Annotated in this window: 14 protein-coding genes; all 14 read right to left on the reverse strand. The window is 73.0% G+C overall.

The window, feature by feature from the left end:
• Positions 1 to 17: 17 nt before the first annotated feature.
• Positions 18 to 998: an alpha/beta fold hydrolase gene (locus DFJ68_RS13955; RefSeq protein ID WP_121034135.1), complete on the reverse strand. Its 981-nt coding sequence runs from the start codon at positions 996 to 998 to the stop codon at positions 18 to 20.
• Between the two features lie 9 nt (positions 999 to 1,007).
• On the reverse strand, positions 1,008 to 2,240 hold the full coding sequence (locus DFJ68_RS13960; RefSeq protein WP_245963806.1) for an RNA polymerase sigma factor: 1,233 nt from the start codon (positions 2,238 to 2,240) through the stop codon (positions 1,008 to 1,010).
• A 115-nt stretch (positions 2,241 to 2,355) separates the two neighbouring features.
• A complete protein-coding gene (locus DFJ68_RS13965) occupies positions 2,356 to 2,751 on the reverse strand; it encodes a YciI family protein (protein ID WP_121034137.1) in 396 nt (131 codons plus the stop codon).
• 147 nt (positions 2,752 to 2,898) lie between these two features.
• Positions 2,899 to 3,426, reverse strand: coding sequence for a GNAT family N-acetyltransferase (locus DFJ68_RS13970; RefSeq protein WP_121034139.1), 528 nt, complete (start codon positions 3,424 to 3,426; stop codon positions 2,899 to 2,901).
• Between the two features lie 31 nt (positions 3,427 to 3,457).
• Positions 3,458 to 4,651, reverse strand: a complete 1,194-nt coding sequence (locus DFJ68_RS13975) for a ThuA domain-containing protein (RefSeq protein ID WP_121034141.1) — start codon at positions 4,649 to 4,651, stop codon at positions 3,458 to 3,460.
• Positions 4,652 to 4,748: 97 nt separating this feature from the next.
• Positions 4,749 to 5,759, reverse strand: a complete 1,011-nt coding sequence (locus tag DFJ68_RS13980) for a sugar phosphate isomerase/epimerase family protein (protein ID WP_121034143.1) — start codon at positions 5,757 to 5,759, stop codon at positions 4,749 to 4,751.
• Between the two features lie 135 nt (positions 5,760 to 5,894).
• Positions 5,895 to 7,418: an alkaline phosphatase family protein gene (locus DFJ68_RS13985; RefSeq protein WP_121034145.1), complete on the reverse strand. Its 1,524-nt coding sequence runs from the start codon at positions 7,416 to 7,418 to the stop codon at positions 5,895 to 5,897.
• A gap of 19 nt (positions 7,419 to 7,437) precedes the next feature.
• The gene (eboE, locus tag DFJ68_RS13990; RefSeq protein ID WP_121034147.1) at positions 7,438 to 8,628 is read right to left on the reverse strand and encodes a metabolite traffic protein EboE; all 1,191 of its coding nucleotides are present in this window, start codon (positions 8,626 to 8,628) and stop codon (positions 7,438 to 7,440) included.
• Between the two features lie 3 nt (positions 8,629 to 8,631).
• On the reverse strand, positions 8,632 to 9,486 hold the full coding sequence (locus DFJ68_RS13995; RefSeq protein WP_121035391.1) for a TatD family hydrolase: 855 nt from the start codon (positions 9,484 to 9,486) through the stop codon (positions 8,632 to 8,634).
• Positions 9,487 to 9,553: 67 nt separating this feature from the next.
• The gene (locus tag DFJ68_RS14000; protein ID WP_170165779.1) at positions 9,554 to 10,180 is read right to left on the reverse strand and encodes an EboA domain-containing protein; all 627 of its coding nucleotides are present in this window, start codon (positions 10,178 to 10,180) and stop codon (positions 9,554 to 9,556) included.
• Positions 10,177 to 11,043, reverse strand: coding sequence for a sugar phosphate isomerase/epimerase family protein (locus DFJ68_RS14005; RefSeq protein ID WP_121034149.1), 867 nt, complete (start codon positions 11,041 to 11,043; stop codon positions 10,177 to 10,179). Before DFJ68_RS14005 ends, DFJ68_RS14000 begins: the two co-directional genes overlap by 4 nt.
• Entirely contained in the window at positions 11,040 to 11,939 is a 900-nt protein-coding gene (locus tag DFJ68_RS14010) for an SCO3242 family prenyltransferase (RefSeq protein WP_211333369.1), read from the reverse strand. The genes DFJ68_RS14005 and DFJ68_RS14010 overlap by 4 nt, the downstream gene beginning before the upstream one ends.
• The gene (locus tag DFJ68_RS14015; RefSeq protein WP_121034151.1) at positions 11,921 to 13,069 is read right to left on the reverse strand and encodes an inositol-3-phosphate synthase; all 1,149 of its coding nucleotides are present in this window, start codon (positions 13,067 to 13,069) and stop codon (positions 11,921 to 11,923) included. Before DFJ68_RS14015 ends, DFJ68_RS14010 begins: the two co-directional genes overlap by 19 nt.
• A 250-nt stretch (positions 13,070 to 13,319) precedes the next feature.
• A complete protein-coding gene (locus tag DFJ68_RS14020) occupies positions 13,320 to 16,664 on the reverse strand; it encodes a PQQ-dependent sugar dehydrogenase (protein ID WP_121034153.1) in 3,345 nt (1,114 codons plus the stop codon).
• Positions 16,665 to 16,698 lie beyond the last annotated feature (34 nt).

Below are 16,698 nucleotides of genomic sequence, written 5' to 3' on the forward strand. Positions count from 1 at the left end.
GGTGGTCGGGCTGCGGCTCAGCCCGGCAGCGAGGCCAGCCAGGGCTCGACCCGGGCCACGACGGCATCCGGCACCTCGAGCTGCGGGGTGTGGCCGACGCCGGCGAGGATCTCCCTCTCCCAGGCGGGCTTGCTCTCGGCCGTCGCGCGGGCGGCGCCGACCGGGACGAGCTTGTCGAGCTCGCCGTGCAGCAGCAGGGTCGGCTGGCGCACCCGGGTGATGAGGGCCGGGTAGCGGTTGCCGGAACGGAGGATGCGCAGCAGCGACCGCGCCGCGCCGAGGAAGGCGCGCTCGGCCCCGGGAAGGGTGCGGCGCCAGGCGGCCAGCTCGACCCCGGCGTCGACGACGGCCGCGTCGGCCCGCGACGGGTCGGCGAAGCACACGGCGACGGTGCGCAGCACGCGCTGCCGGTCGGTGAACCGGGCGGCGTTGCGCTGCATGTAGCGCTCACCGACGAACGGCGTCGCGTACACGGCGAACTCCAGCAGCACCTGCCGGTCCGGTCGCACGCCGGGAGTGGGCAGGGAGGCGTCGACGAGCACGAGCGCCTCGACGACCTCAGGGAACCGGTCGGCGACGAGCAACGAGATCATGCCGCCCATCGAGTTGCCCATGAGCACGGCCGGTTCGCCGACGACCTCGCGCACGAAGCGGGCGACGAGGGCGGCGTTGTCGCGCACGTTGCTCGACCGGCCCTCGTGGGGGGTCAGGCCGAAGCCGACGAGGTCGAGGGCCACAACCCGACGGTGGCGGGCCAGGGCGGGCGCGACACCGACCCAGTTGAGGTGAGAGCCGCCGAGGCCGTGCACGAGCACGAGCGGGGGCGCCGCAGCCTCAACCCCGTCGCGGGCCTCCGTCGGACCGCCGAAGTCGACCCAGTGCACCGGCCCGCCGAGGTCGGCGTAGCGGCTGCGCCCACCCCACGGGGCGGCGAGGTCGACGGGCGCACCGACAGGCGCCCCCGTCGTGGTGTCCGGGTGGCCGGCGGCGGTCGTCATGTGGGCAACCTACCCAGCGCCCCGCGCGCCCCGGCGGGCCCGGTCCCCCTCCCGTCGCAGGTGCGCCCGCTCGGCGACGTTCTCGGTCAGGCTCGCCGCCCGGTCGAACTCCGCGGCGGCCTCGGCTGGGCACCCGATCCGCCCCAGCAGGGCCGTTCGGGCCACGTGCGGGGCCGGATGCCGGTCGAGGCCCGGGTGGTCGGCCAGCACCGCGTCGACCTCCCGCAGTCCCGCGGCGGGGCCGTCGACCTCGGCGAGAGCCACCGCCCGGTTGAGCCGGACGACCGCCGTCGGTGACAGGGTGAGCAGCCGGTCGTAGAGGGCCAGCACCGCTCGCCAGTCGGTGTCGGCCGCCGTCGAGGCGTCGGTGTGCACCGCAGCGATCGCCGCCTGCAGCTGGTAGGGGCCGGGTCGTCCCCGGCGCAGGCAGGACCGCACGATGGCGTGGCCCTCCGCGACGAGGCCTGAGTCCCACCGCGTGCGGTCCTGCTCGGCCAGCAGCACTGGCTCGCCGCCGGGCCCCGTGCGGGCGCCCCGGCGGGCGTCGGTGAGCAGCAGGAGCGCGAGCAGCCCGGCCGCCTCGGGCTCGTCGGGCATGAGCTCGACGAGCACCCGGCCCAGCCGCACCGCCTCGGCACAGAGGTCGGTGCGCACGAGGTTCTCCCCCGACGTCGCCCGGTGCCCCTCGGTGAAGACGAGGTAGACGACGGCGAGCACGGCTGACAGCCGGTCGGGCAGCTCGCTGTCGTGGGGCACCCGGTAGGGGATGCCGGCATCCCGGATCTTGTTCTTGGCCCGGACGATCCGCTGCGCCATCGTCGCCTCGGGGACGAGGAAGGCGCGGGCGATCTCAGACGTCGTCAGCCCACCGAGCAGGCGCAGTGTCAAGGCCACCTGGGCCGGCCGCCCGAGCGCCGGGTGGCAGCAGGTGAAGATCAGCCGCAGTCGTTCGTCGCGCACGGGTCCCTCCTCCGGTGGCGGATCGTCGGCCGCCGTGAGCACGAGCGACTCGGCGTGCCGCCGGTCGCGGCTCGACTCGCGGCGCACCCGGTCGATGGCCCGGCGGCGGGCGGTCGTGATGATCCAGCCGGCCGGGCTCGGCGGCATCCCCTCGACCGGCCACCGCTCGACGGCCACCGCGAAGGCCTCGGCCACGGACTCCTCCGCGAGGTCGATGTCGCCGAGCGACCGGATGAGCACCGACACCGCGCGGCCGTGCTCGTCGCGGAAGACGCGGGCGATCTCGTCGCCCGACGCGCCCGACGCGCCCGACGCGCCCGACGCGCCCGACGCGCCCGACGCGCCCACCGTGGCGCTGCCGTCGGCCACGCCGTCCCCGTCACCCGTTGCGGTCACGTCACGACGTGCTCGGGGCCTGGCCCGGGTCACCCTCGCCCTGGAACGGGCGGACCTCGACCGGCAGGCCCGTCGCGGCCGCGATGCGCCGGGCCCACCCGAGCACGACGTCGTAGTCGTCCGACTGCACGATCGACACCCCGCCGAGGTGCTCCTTGATCTCGGCGAAGGGGCCGTCCGTGAGCACGGCGTCGGCCGCGTGCGCCGGGCCGCGGGTGGCGCGGACCGTCGTCGCGGATGCCGGGTCGGCCAGTCCGCCGGCGAAGACCCACCCGCCGGCGGCACGGATGTCGTCGTTGACGACCTCGAGGTCGGCCATCACCTGGGTGAGGTCGAGCTCCTCCGGCGTGGGGGTGGGACCTTCGGGCTGGAACAGGCTGATGAGGTACGTGGTCATGTCATCTCCTCGGTGCGGGGCCACCCTCGCGGCGGCCGCTCACCCACTACACGAACGGGCAGGACGCGGATCGACACACAGTCGGCACCGATCCACACCGTCGCCCGACATTCTGGCGCGCCGCTGACGCCGGGGTGGGGTGAGCGGTCAGCGGTCCGACAGTCGGCGGTACAGCTCGGGGTCGAGCCCGGGGTAGATGCGGTATCCGGCCTTGGCCCGGTGGGCGAAAGACGAGTAGAAGCCCTGCGCGTCATCGGTCAGCAGGTCGACGCGCTGCACCCCGGCGTCCCTGCTCGCGGCCTCGACGAGTGCCGTGGCCACCCCGCGGTACCGCCAGTCCGACCGCACGCCGAGCTGGGCGAGAAAGCCCTGCACGATGCCGTCGCCGAACAGGTGGGCGAAGCCGACGACCGCACCGTCGGAGTCGAGCGCGACGCTCGTGCTCACCCCGGGCGCCCCACAGCCCAGCCGGGCCACGTCCGGGTCGGAGTAGGTCGGCCATCCCAGCTCGGCGCAGACCGCCGCCACCCCGTCGGCGTGGGCGTCGGTGAAGGGCACGACGGCGAAGGTCTCCATGACGGCGATCGTGCCCCACGGCATCCGGGCGGGCCAGAGGCTGCGACCGCAGGCTCCGGACAGCACGATGCCCACCCGGCGGATGGGCCGGGTGGGCATCGTGGAACGCGCCAGACGGCGCCACGTCAGGTCAGACGTCGGCGTCGCGCAGACCCGTCTGCCACTCGATGAGGTCGGCGACCTTGCTCACGAGCACGCGAGCCCCGGGGATGCCGGTGGCCTGCGCCCGGGCCGTGCGCAGGGCCTGGATGGCGGCCTTGCGGTCGCCCGCGTCGGCCGCCTTCTCGGCGTTGGCGAGCGTCTTGCGCAGCTGCGCCTTGGCCGACTCGCTCGTCGTCGAGCCGTCACCGGCCGAGGCGACGATCTTGCGCACCTCGGAGAAGGTGACGCAGTCTCCGCCGCCGCTGACCTTGCCGGCGGTCCACTCGATGCCGCCCTTGAGGTGCTCGAGGAAGGCCGGGTCCTCGTACGACGCCTCGACGTGACCGGCGCCCTCGTACCAGGAGCGACCACCCATGAAGTTCTGGCACCACGAGATCGGGTGGTCCTCGCCCATCGTGCCGCCGCTGTACGTCGACTCGTCGAGCGTGAGCAGCACGCGCACCGAACCGCGCGGGTTGGTCGAGAAGTTGTACCACTCGTCGAAGCGCTCCCAGGCCATCGGGAGGTGCATCGTCGACGGGTGCGTCGGGTCCTCGACCCGCATCGTCGCCGTCTGCTGCGCCGGGTGGTTGACGAAGCGCGCCCCACCACCGGACAGCTTGGAGTACCACGGCACGGTGTGCATCGTGTCGGTCGCGGCGTGCAGGCCGACGTAGCCGCCACCGCTCTGGATGTAGCCCTTGAAGGCGTTCAGCTCACGGTTGTCGAGCAGCCGGGGCAGGCTCGGGTCGAGGCTGTTCGTGTTGTCGACCGGCGAGTCGAAGATGATCGTCGCGTACTGCTTGAGGTTCTCGGTGCTGCTGAACGGCGTGGTCTCGAGGCTCAGCCCCGGCTGACCGGGCGAGCCCGGGCCCCACCAGCCACCCGAGCTGTTCGGCGGGTCCCACACGTCCACCGTGAACCCGCTCTCCTCGCCCATCGCGATGACGGCGTTCGTCGTCTCGTCGATGTGCGAGTGGCGGAACCCGAGGGTCTTGCCGACGATGAGCACCTTGTAGGGCTCGTCGTCGTCCGCGGTGGCGGCGGTCGGCGCGACGGCACCGGTCGCGGCGGCCGGGGCGGCCGTCGCCGGCGCACCCCCGAAGCCGACGGCCAGTGCTCCCAGGCCGACCACGGCAGCGAGCAGCTGCTTCGTGCCGACACGTCGATGTGTCGTGGTCATGAGTGTCTCCCTCTGTCTGTGCCCTGGGCGGCGGTCGCTCGGGGCCTCGCCCGTCGGGTCGCGGTCGCGACCCGACGGGAAGTGTGTGGATGCTGCGTCAGTCCTTGCTGCTGCTGAACGCCGAGTCGAACGCGGCGTCCGGCTTGTCGAAGTTGAGCGACCGGACGAACTCGAGGGCGTTCGGCGCACCGAGCAGGCGGTCCATGCCGGCGTCCTCCCACTCGATGCTGATCGGGCCGTCGTAGCCGATGGCGTTGAGGGTGCGGAAGCAGTCCTCCCACGGCACGTCGCCGTGGCCCGTGGAGACGAAGTCCCAGCCGCGGCGCGGGTCGCCCCAGGGCAGGTGCGAGCCGAGACGGCCGTTGCGGCCGTTGCCGATCCGCTTTCGGGCGTCCTTGCAGTCGACGTGGTAGATGCGGTCCTTGAAGTCCCAGATGAACCCGGCCGGGTCGAGGTCCTGCCACACCATGTGGCTCGGGTCCCAGTTGAGGCCGAAGGCCTCGCGGTGCCCGATGGCCTCGAGGGTGCGCACCGTCGACCAGTAGTCGTAGGCGATCTCGCTCGGGTGCACCTCGTGGGCGAAGCGGACGCCGACCTCGTCGTAGACGTCGAGGATCGGGTTCCAGCGGTCGGCGAACTCCTGGTAGCCGGCCTCGATGACGTCGTCACCCACCGGCGGGAACATCGCGACGTACTTCCACACCGGCGAGCCCGTGAACCCGATGACGGTCTTCACACCGAGCTTCGCGGCGGCGCGGGCCGTGTCGGCCATCCGCTGCCCGGCGCGCTGGCGCACGCCCTCCGGGTCGCCGTCACCCCAGATGTCGGCGGGGAGGATGTCCTTGTGCCGCTGGTCGATCGGGTCGTCGCACACGGCCTGGCCGACGAGGTGGTTGGAGACCGCCCACACCTTGAGTCCGTGCCTGGCGAGGATCTCGTGCCGCGACTCGACGTAGCCGTCCTCGTTCAGGGCGCGGTCGACCTCGAAGTGGTCGCCCCAGCAGGCGATCTCGAGGCCGTCGTAGCCCCACTCACCGGCGAGGCGGCACACCTCCTCGAAGGGCAGGTCGGCCCACTGGCCGGTGAAGAGGGTGATGGGTCGGGACATCGTCGTTCTCCTTCTCGGGGGTGGCGCGGTGCGCCGGTCTCTGGTGCGGAGGTGTCGGAGGGGAGCACCCGCAGGACGGCACGGCCGGACGGCCGCGCCCCCGGTCGGTCAGGGTGTTCCCCTCCGGCGGGGTTCTCAGACGCTGGCGGGCTCACCCACCTCGGACGGCTCGCTCCGTGAGACGGATGCAGCGGATCCGCCACTGCGCGTGTCGATCCCGGCCGCCTCGAGCAGCAGGTCGTGCACGTCGGTGGCGGCGAAACCGTCACGGACGAGAGCGGGGTCGGAGCAGAGCACGACGGGCCCGTCCTGCGCGTCCGACGGCATCCGGCCGTGGCTGCCGCGCACGGGCGCCGGGTCGAGCGGGACGACGCTCATGGCGTACCGCAGCCCGACCTTCTTGCGCACCAGTGACATCGCCGCCTTCGGCTTGGCCAGACGGTCCTCGGGGTCGAAGAACAGCTCGGCCGGGTCGTAGCCGGGCTTGCGGTGGATCTCGACGCCGCGGGCGAAGTCGGGGGCCCGTGCGTCGTCGAGCCAGTAGTAGTAGGTGATCCAGGCCCGCTCGTCGGCGACGACGACGAGGTCGCCGGCGTTGGCGTGGTCGAGGCCCACCGCAGCCTGGCCCTCCCGGTCGAGCACCTCGGCCACCCCGGGCGTGCTCTCCAGCAGCGTGCGCACGTGCTCGAGGTCGCCCTCGTCGCGGACGTAGACGTGCGCGACCTGGTGGTCCGCGACGGCGAACGCCCGCGAGGCCCACGGGTCGAGGTACTCCATGCCGGCCTGGGTGTACACCTCGAGCAGGCCCTGGCGGCGCAGCATCCGGTTGACGTCGACCGGCTGGTCGACCTCGGTGATGCCGTACTCGCTGACGACGACGACCGTGACGCCGAGGCGCTGGGCGTCGTCGAGCAAGGGGGCGAGGGCGCCGTCGAGCTCACGGGCGGCGGCCCGCGCCTGCGGCGAGTCGGGACCGAACCGCTGGAGGTCGTAGTCGAGGTGCGGCACGTAGGCGAGCGTGAGGTCGTGCTCGGGCATGAGCAGCCGGGTCGCCTCGATGATCCAGCGCGAGCTGGCGATGGATGCCGTCGGGCCCCAGTACTGGAAGAGCGGGAACTCCCCGAGGGCGTCGACGAGGCGGTCGCGCAGCGCCGGCGGGCGGGTGTAGCAGTCGGGCGCCTTCTTCCCGTCGGCGAAGTAGATCGGCCGCGGGGTGACGATCGAGTCGACCTCCATGCCCATCGCGTACCACCAGCAGACGTTGGCGACCTTCGCCGTCGGGTGGGCGCGGCGCAGCGCGTGCCACACCTTCTCGCCCTCGACGAGCCGGTTGTGCTGCCGCCAGAGGAAGACCTCACCGAGCTCGCGGAAGAACCAGCCGTTGCCGACGGCACCGTGCTGCGCCGGCATCCGACCCGTGAGCATGCTCGACTGCACCGAGCAGGTGACGGCCGGGAGCACGGGCGTCAACGCGCTCTGCCAGCCCGCGGAGGCGACGGCGCGCAGCCGCGGCATGTCGGCCAGCGCGCGGGGGGTCAGGCCGACGACGTCGACGAGCAGGACGGGTCGGGGGCTGCCCCCGTCACCTGCGCCCGTCTGGGCCGTCGTGTGGACAGCCGTGTGCTTCGTGGTCGGGTCGTTCGCGGTCGTCTGCGTCATGCGTGTCTCCGTTGTGTCGTCATTGCTGGTGCAGCCCGAGGGCCACGAGCTCGTCGCGCACCCAGGCCAGCTCGCCGGCGATGCCGGTGGCGAGCTCGCCCGCGTCGCGGGGTCGGGAGTGCTCGGGCACCACCGACCACGTGTAGGTCTCGACCTCGAGGTGGTCGGTGAGGGGGCGCTCCCCACCGACGAGGACGCCGAGCGACTCGCGCAGCTCGGTCGTCGTCGACGTCAGCGGCGGCTCGGGGTCACGCCCGAGGGGCACGTGGAAGTGCACCCGCCAGGGCGCGTCGTCGGTCGCGTCGAGCGGCCCGGCCCCCTCACGGGTCGTGCCGAGCGCCTCACCGAGGTCGTCGCGCGACGGCAGCGGCGGGGTACCGGTGCCGGCGCGCACCTGGTGCAGGAAGCGCTCCTCGTCGAAGGACTCGAGCGCGGCCCGGGTCTGCTCGTCGTGGGGGGTGGCGACGTGCAGGGCCGCCGAGACCTGCGACTTCACGACGGACAGCCCGGCCTCCGCGAGGGCGGCCGTCGCCCCGGCCGCGTCCTCGAACTGCACCGCGAGGTGGCACAGGTCGAGGCACACGCCGAGCACCGAGCGGTCCCACCCCTCCGCGGCGGCCACGGCCTCGTCCGTCGTCTCGACGACGCAGCCGGGCTCCGGCTCGAGCCCGACGCGGATCTCGCGGCCGGTGCGCTCGCGGCGCTCGTGCAGCGTGTCGGCGAGCTCGGCGAGCTGGTCGCCCGCGGCGCGGGCCCGCTCGGCGTCCCACGGCTCGCGCCAGGCGAGCGGCAGCGTCGAGATGCTGCCCCGGGCGGCGTCGTCGGGCAGCAGCACGCCGAGCACGTCGACGAGGTCGAGGGTGTACTCGAGCCGCGCCGTCTCGGTCCAGTCGGGGCGGTAGACCTTGAGCTTGACGACGGGCTCCTGGAACCCGCGGAAGGGGAAACCGTTGAGGGTCACGGTCTCCAGGCCCCGGCGGGTCAGCTCGCCGCGCAGGCGCTCCGCCCCGCGCAGGTCGCCCGCGAGCTCACGGGCGACGGGCGCGCTGAGCCAGAGCCCGACGCCGAGCAGGTCGGTGTCGAGCTGCTCGCGGACCGGCACCGCGAAACGGTCGAGCTGGCCGACGATCTCGTCGACCGTCTCGCCGCCGTGCACGTTGGTGCAGTAGGCGAGGTGCACGACCTCGCCGGAGGGGTGGCGCAGGCGCACGCCTCAGTCCTTCCCGCCGCGCAGGACCGAGTTGCCGAGGTAGGTCTCCCCCGCGGCCAGGTCGTCGTCGAGCTCGAGTCGTCCACTCTGGGAGTAGAACTCGACCGGGTTGCGCCACAGCACCCGGTCGACGTCGTCGTCGCTGAAGCCCGCGGCGAGCATCGCGTCGGCGGTCTTGCGCGTCTTGAGCGGGTCGCTGTTGCCCCAGTCGGCGGCCGAGTTGACGAGCATGCGCTCGAGGCCGAACTCCTTGAGGATGGCGACCATCCGCTGCTCGTCCATCTTCGTGTCGGGGTAGACCGAGAACCCCATCCAGGCACCCGCCTCCGCGACGACGCCGACCGTCATTTCGTTGAGGTGGTCGACGAGCACCGAGCCCATGGGGAGACCCGACTCGCGCACGACGTCGAGGGTGCGCCTGGTGCCATTGAGCTTGTCGCGGTGCGGCGTGTGCACGAGCGCGGGCAGCTCGTGCTCGACCGCCATCGCCAGCTGGGCCGAGAAGACCTCGTCCTCCTCCGGAGTCATGCTGTCGTAGCCGAGCTCGCCGACGGCGACGACGCGGTCCTTGGCGAGGTAGCGGGGCAGCACCTCGAGCACCTCACGGCACCGGGCGTCGTTGGCCTCCTTGGGGTTGAGGCCGATCGTCGCGTGGTGGGCGATGCCGTACTGGGCGGCGCGGAACGGCTCCCAGCCGAGGATGGCGTCGAAGTAGTCGCAGAACGAGCCGACGGTGGTGCGGGGCTGGCCGAGCCAGAAGGCGGGCTCGACGACGGCCCGCACGCCGGCGTCGTACATCGCGCGGTAGTCGTCTGTGGTGCGGGAGGTCATGTGGATGTGGGGGTCGAAGATGCGCACGGCGGTGGTCTCTCGGTCGGTGGTTCCGGGGCGGGGGCGGCGCGCGGCCGTCACGCGGCCCGGGTGGTCATGACGTGGTGTCGGATGCCGGTCGGCCGGGTCCGAGCAGGAGGTCGACGTCCGTGGGCACGACGCGCCCGGCAGCCCGGCGCTCGTCGGCGAAGTCGGACGCCATGCGGGCCAGCTCGTCGTCAGCCCGGCGCTCGAGGCCGCTGACGACCGAGACCGGCACGCCCATGAACACGAGCTTGAGCACGGCCTGGCGCCACGCGGCGTCGTCGAGATGGCGTTCGGCGTACGGCCCCATGGCGGCGGCGACGAGGCGGGTGTCGTTGGTGCGCAACGCGTCCCGCACGAGGGGCAGGGCGGCATCACCGATGCGGGCCTCCCGCTCGGCGTCGTCGAGGCGCGGCAGCGCGGCGAGCACGGCGTACTTCTCGGCCGGGTCGCCCTGGTGGTAGACCCGGGCCACGGCGTCGGCGACCGCGTCGCTGGGCAGCGCGAGCAGCAGCCCGGCCCGCGCCTCGTCGGGGTCCAGCCCCTCGCGCACGGCGAGACGTCGTGCGGCCGGGAAGAGCACGTCGATGCGCGACGGGTCGCTCGCGACCTGGGCGACCGCCGCGGCGACGTCGGCCGGCTGCCGCCCTGCTCGGGCGGGGCTCGTGTCCCCGGTCTCCGTCGGTCGGGTCGTCATCGGGTGACCTCCTCGTCGGTGGGATGCGTCTGCCGCTCGGCGGCGCGCAGCGCGTCGAGGCTCGCGGCCGCCAGGGCCGGCGCCATGTGGGTGTGTCGGGGCAGCTCAATGGCGACGAGGCCGCCGAAGCCGATGTCCTGCAGGGCTGCGAGCGCCCCCGGGAGGTCGACCTCGCCCTCGCCGAAGGGCAGGTGCTCGTGGGTGCCCCGGCGCATGTCGTCGATCTGCACGTTGCGCACGAGCGGGCCGACGGACCGGATGAGGTCGCCCGGCGCACCCTCCTCGTTGCAGCGCAGGTGGCCGACGTCGACCGTCAGTCGCAGCCGGTCGGGCTCGCCGAGACGGGACCGCACGTCGACGGCATCCTGCAGGCGCTCGACGACCATGCCGGGCTCGGGCTCGAGGGCGAGGTCGACCCCGAGCTCGTCGGCGAGCGGCAGCAACGCCTCGACACCCGCGTCGAGGCGTTGCAGCAGCGTCTCGCGGGCGACCCCCTCCGGTCCGGTGCCGCTCCAGAACGACACGGCGGGCGACCCGAGGTCGGCGGCGACGCGCAGGGCGATGCGCAGCAGCTTGAGACGGCGCTCGCGCCCCTCGTCGGAGACGAGCGTCGGGTGGTGCTTGCGCCAGGGGTCGAGCACGTAGCGGCCGCCGGTCTCGACCATGACGTCGAGGCCGTGGCCCGACAGCAGCCGGGCCGCCTCGGCGACCCTGCCGGCGAGGCCGGGCCCGAAGGGGTCGAGGTGGGCGTGGTCGAGGGTGAGGGCGACGCCGTCGTACCCGAGGCCCGCGACGACGGCGAGGGCGTCGGGCAGTCGGTGGTCGGTGAACCCGTTGAGGCCGTAGCCGAACCGGAGGCTCACGTCGGCGACACCATCTTCATCGCCCAACGACCGACCGGCGCCGACGCCGCGACGCCGAGCCCCACGGCGGGGCTCCCGGCTGCGGCGGCGAGCGCCCCCTGCAGGGGCACGAGACCACGGATGCCGGCACCCGTGGCCCGTCGCACGGTCGGGCCGTCGGGGCTGCGCACGGCCTTCAGCTGGGCGGCGAGCACGGTCGTGGCGTAGAGCCCGGACAGGGCGGCCGTGACGACCCCGGAGGCGCGGTTCGGCGACGTGCGGAGGGAGTGCAGCCCCACGGCGGCGGCGACCGCGGCGGTCGCCACGGCGCTGCCCCGGGCGGAGGCGGTACTCGTGCCGTGCACCTCTCCACGGCTGAGGGAGGTGATGCTGGCGGTGTGGCCGGCGACGAGGGCAGCGGGGACGAGAGAGCGCCGCACACCGGCGCCGCCACCGGCGGTCGCGCCGAGGACGACGTCGAGGGCCCGGGTCGAGGCCATGGTGGCCGCCCCGAGGGCTCCGGTCTTGGGGCCGAGGTCGTAGGCCCAGACCGCCGCCGCGAGGGCGCCCGCCGTGACCGCTGCGGTGCGCCCGCCGGCGGCCGCCGCCAGCCCGACGCCGGCCGCCGTCAGACCGGCCGCCACGCCCAGCGCCGTCCGCGCGGTGATCCGCCCGGAGGGGATCGGCCGCTCCGGCCGCTCCACGGCGTCCTGCTCGCGGTCGGCGTAGTCGTTGAGCGCCATGCCGGCCCAGTAGAGGCAGGTCGAGGCGACCGGGAGCAGGGCGACGCCCCGGGCGCTGCCCGGCCAGCCCGCGCTCGCGGCGCCGGCCAGGCTGTCGCCCGGCACGGTGAGGGCCGCCGGGGCCCGGACGAGCTCGACGAGGTCGCGCAGCCGGGTCACGAGGCGCAGGCCCACCGGCCGAGGGAGTCGAGCTGGGTGAAGAGCTGGTGCTCCTCGCTGTCGACCGGGTCCTTGAAGAAGAAGCCGAGCTGGGTCATCGGGCCGCTCTCGCCGCGGCGCAGGGCGAGGTCGGCCAGTCGCGCGATGTCGATGACGAGCGGCGCCGCGAGGCTGGAGTCGCACCCCTGCCACGTGAACTGCATCGTCATGCGGGTGCCGAGGAAGCCGCTGAAGGTGATGTTGTCCCAGGCGGTCTTCCAGTCGCCGAGGTCGGTGATGTTGTCGATGTGCACGGGGCCCTCGACGGGGTAGCCGAGCATCGCCTCGAGGCCGCGGGCCTTGCTGACGGCCTTGCTCGCCATCGCGTCGGGGTCGGCCAGCGTCGCGCCGTCGCCGCCGCCGAGCAGGTTGGTGCCGCTCCACGAGCGCACGCGCAGTGCCCGGGCGGCGAACATGGGGGCGAGCACCGACTTGACGAGGGTCTCGCCCGTCTTGCCGTCGCTGCCGCCCCACGGCACCTGCTCGCGCTCGGCGAGCTCACGCAGCGCGGGCACGCGGGCACCCGTGGAGGGGGTGAAGTCGACGAAGGCCGCGCCGGCGAGGAACGCGGCGGCGGCGTAGGTGCTGCTGGGCGGCAGCGGCGAACGCCCTGCGGCCCAAGCGCTCTCGAGCTCCGCGAGCGACTCGAAGGCCGGGTCGTCCTGCGCCACGGGCTCGGTCGAGCTGACGTTGACGACGACGACGCGCGCCAGACCCTCGCGCTCACGGAACTCACGGATGTCGTCGGCGAGGCGCTGCACGCCCTCGGCCTGCCCCTCCTCCTCCGGGTCGTAGCCGCGGCGCAGGCGCTCGTCGGCGCGGTCGAGCTCGTCGCCGACGAGCACGAGGGCGGATGCCGGGATGACCCCGGCGTCGGCCAGCGCGGCCGCGCGCTTGGCGAGCGGCGCCTCGGAGACGTCGTGGCCGCCGGTGACGATGGCGTCGAGGGGGCACAGCCCCGCGTCGACGAAGACGGGCAGCTCGGTGACGAGCCCGTCACGACCGTGCGCGCGCGAGGTCATCATGGCGAGCCCCGTCGCGACGGTCGTCGCGACGGACCCTCTCGCCCCCACGAGCCACAGTCCGGTGCGGTCGGTGTCGTTCATGGGTGCTCTCCTCGGCGTCGTTGCGATGGGTGACCGGCCGATGCCCGACGGGGTCTCGGTGAGACCCGCCGGGCGCCGGCCGGGCCGCCCCGGCGGCGGGTTCGCCGCCGCCGGGTCGGTCCTGCTGGTGGAACTGTTCAGCTGTGGTCGTGCTGGTGGTGCTGGTCCTGCGGTCCTACTGATCCTGCGTCCTCACCGGCGGGGCTGTCGTGCCGAAGCGACCGGCCCCGCCGGGACCGAGGGCCGCGCGTCACTGCCACCCGCGGATGACGGCGTCCGCGTCGCGGCGCAGGGCGTTGCCGGCCGCGTTGTTCGTGACCACCGAGCGCGTCAGCTGCGAGAAGCCCCGCACCTCACGGATGGCGGCAGCGGTGCGACCGGCGTCGGCCGCGGCCTTGGCCCGGTTGAGGTAGCCCTTCAGCTGCGACGCACCGTCACCGGACACGTACCCCGCCTGGTCGAGGAGGTCGACGAGCTCGCCGAGCTCCGCGAGGGAGGTGGTGGTCGTGAAGGTGAGGCTCGTCGACGTCGTCAGGCCCGCCTTGTCGGTCGTCGTGACGACCATGCGGTGCGAGCCGAGCGACAGGCGCCACAGGTCGAGCGGACGGTCGGCCGCGACGGCGGTGCCGTCGACGGTGACCGAGGTCGTCGCGACCCCGCTCGTGGCGTCGGTGACGACCCACGAGACCTGCGCCGCGTCGCCGACGGAGGCACCGTTGCGGACCCCCGACACGGTGACCACCGGAGCGGTCTTGTCGAGCTTGACGACCTTCGTGACGACCCGGGAGACGTTACCGCCGTTGTCCCGCGAGCGGAACTGCACGGTGGTGACGCCCTCGGTGCTGACGACGAGGGGCGTGGTGGCGCTGACCCACGTGGCGCCACCGTCGGTGGAGCGCTCACGCGCCGCCACGGTGCCGTCGTCGGTGGCCGTCGCCGTGAGGGTGACGTCGCTGGTGTACCAGCCGTTGGCACCGTTGGGGGCCGCCGGGCTCGTCGTCACCGTGGTGACGGGGGCCGTGGTGTCGGCGACGCCGTTGCCGGCGAACGTGAGCGAGTCGAGCACGACGCCACCGGTGGAGGTGACGTACAGCTTGCCCGTCCCGATCGGGGCGTTGCGCAGGTTGACGCTCTTCTCCGACCAGACGTCCGCCGCACCCGACATCGCGATGCGGGCGAAGGGCGGGCCGCTCGGGCTGTTCCAGCGCAGGGCCAGGGTGCCCGTGCCGGCGCCGCGCGCCGTCACCGAGGTGATGCCGGCGAGGTTGGCCGGGTCGTAGGCGAGGTGGTCACCCTTGTCGAACGAGGTCACCTTGAAGCGGCCGCTCGCGGTGTCGTCACCGACGATCTCGACGCCCTTGGTGTCGTCGGCCCACTCGGCCTGCTGCTCCTTGGGGTTGAGGATGAGCGACTCGGTGGTCGTGGCGCCCGGAAGACCGTTCGCCCCGGCATCCGTGTAGGTGATGACGACGACACCGAAGATGTTCTCGGTCTCACCGTGCTCGGTCGCGTCGGCCGGGGTCGGGATGGCGAACTGGCAGCCCGTGCCCTGGCTCAGCGGGTGCGCGTGCTGGTCGTGCCCGAGCCCGAAGGTCCACGAGACGCGCGAGCACACGGTGGCGTTGCCGTCCTCGGGGTCGGTCGTCGACACCTGGAACGGGACCGCCTGGCCCCAGTCGAAGAACGAGCCGTTGGCGGGCTTGGTGATGTTGACCGTCGGGGCGACGTTGCCGACGCTGATCGACGTGCTGATGAGGCCGACCTTGCCCTCCGGGTCCGTGACGCGCAGGCGCGCCGAGTACCGGCCGAGCTCGGTGTAGGTGTAGCTGGCCGTCACACCGGTGGCGTCGAAGGTGCCGTCGCCGTTGAAGTCCCAGTCGTACGTGAGCTCCTCACCCTCGGGGTCGACCGAGGCCGAGCCGTCGAAGGTGACCGTCAGCGGCGCGGTGCTCGAGCTGATCGGGTTCGCGGAGATGGCCGCCTGGGGCGCCTTGTTCCCCTCGGCGTAGTCGATGCGGTAGAGCCCCGCGTCGGGGTTCGCGCGGAAGAAGCCGTCGCCGTAGTCGAGGACGTAGAGCGAGCCGTCGGGGCCGAACTCGATGTCGATCGGGCTGTCGGTGATCGGCTGGCCGTTGGTCTCGAGGTCGGCGTTGGGCAGGAACTGCTCGATGTGGTCGACGGGTCCATTGGGCCACTGCACCGTGAAGGCGGCGAGGTAGTCCTGCGAGAACTCGGCGAAGAACGCCTTCTTGTCCCAGTACTGCGGGAACTTCGTCGTCGACGGGTTGTCGGCGTCGTAGTGGTAGACCGGACCGCCCATGGGGCCCTGGCCGCCGGAGGGGCTGAAGTCGGTGAGCTCGGGCCACGGCTGGTGGGTGTTGTTGTCGCCGTAGTAGAGCGTCGCCGGCGTGGCCGGGGGCAGCTGGGTCAGGCCGGTGTTCCAACGCGAGTTGTTGGTCGGGCCGCCGGCGCAGTCGAAGAACTCACGCGGGGTGGCCGTCTCGTAGTTCCACTCGTTGTAGTTGAACTGGTCGCCCGTGCAGTAGGGCCAGCCACCGTTGATCGGCTTGTCGATGGCGGTGCTCTGCCACTCGACGTAGCCGAGGGGGCCGCGGTTCGGGTCCGGCGCACCGGCATCCGGGCCGTAGTCGCCCCACGTGACCGAGTTGGTCTGCGGGTCGACGTCCATGCGGAACGGGTTGCGCACGCCCATGACGAAGATCTCGGGGCGGGTCTTCTCGGTGCCCGGCGCGAACAGGTTGCCGGCGGGGACCGTGTAGCTACCGTCCTCGGCGACCGTGATGCGGATGATCTTGCCGCGCAGGTCGTTGCTGTTGCCGGCGCCGCGACGTGAGTCGAAGCCGGGGTTGAAGCCGGGGGCGTCGTTGTTCGGGGCGAAGCCGTTGGCGCCGGGCGTGCTCGCCGGGGTGTTGTCACCGGTGGCGATGTAGACGTTGCCGTCGTCGTCGAAGTCGACGTCACCACCGACGTGGCAGCACTGGCCGCGCTGGGTCTCGACCTTGATGATGACCTGCTCGGTCGCCATGTCGATCGAGTCGGTGGCGTCGTTCCACTTGGCGCGGGTCAGCTGGTTGTAGCCCTTCCACTGGTCCCAGTACGACGCGTCGGCGCCAGCGGGCAGGGTGTTCGGCGCCGACCCGGTCGGGGTCGTCGTCGGGTACGGCGCCTCCATCGTGCGGGGGGCGTAGTAGAGGTAGACCCACTTGTTCGTGTCGAAGTCGGGGTCGAGCGTGACGGTCTGCAGGCCGTCCTCACTGTTGTTGTAGACCGGCACCGTGTTGATGACCTTGACGGCACCGGTGTCGGGGTCGGTCAGGCGGATGTCGCCGTTGCGGGCCGTGGTGAGCACGCGCAGGTCTGGCATGACCGCGAGGTCGATCGGCTCACCGGTGTCCTTGGTGAGGGTGATCTTCTCGTAGTTGCTCCAGTCGAGTGCCGGGGTGTCACCGTGGTCGACACCGTCGTGGGCCTGGGCCGGGAGCGTGGCCAGGCCACCGAGAGTCGTGGCGGCGAGGGCTGCGGCGGCAGTTGTCGCAACCCACCTCCTCGCTCCCGAGCGGGAAGTAGCATTCATCGGTACGTCCTTCTTGACAGAGACGGGCGGAAGC

The organism is Terracoccus luteus, from assembly GCF_003635045.1.
Taxonomy (GTDB): Bacteria; Actinomycetota; Actinomycetes; order Actinomycetales; family Dermatophilaceae; genus Terracoccus; species Terracoccus luteus.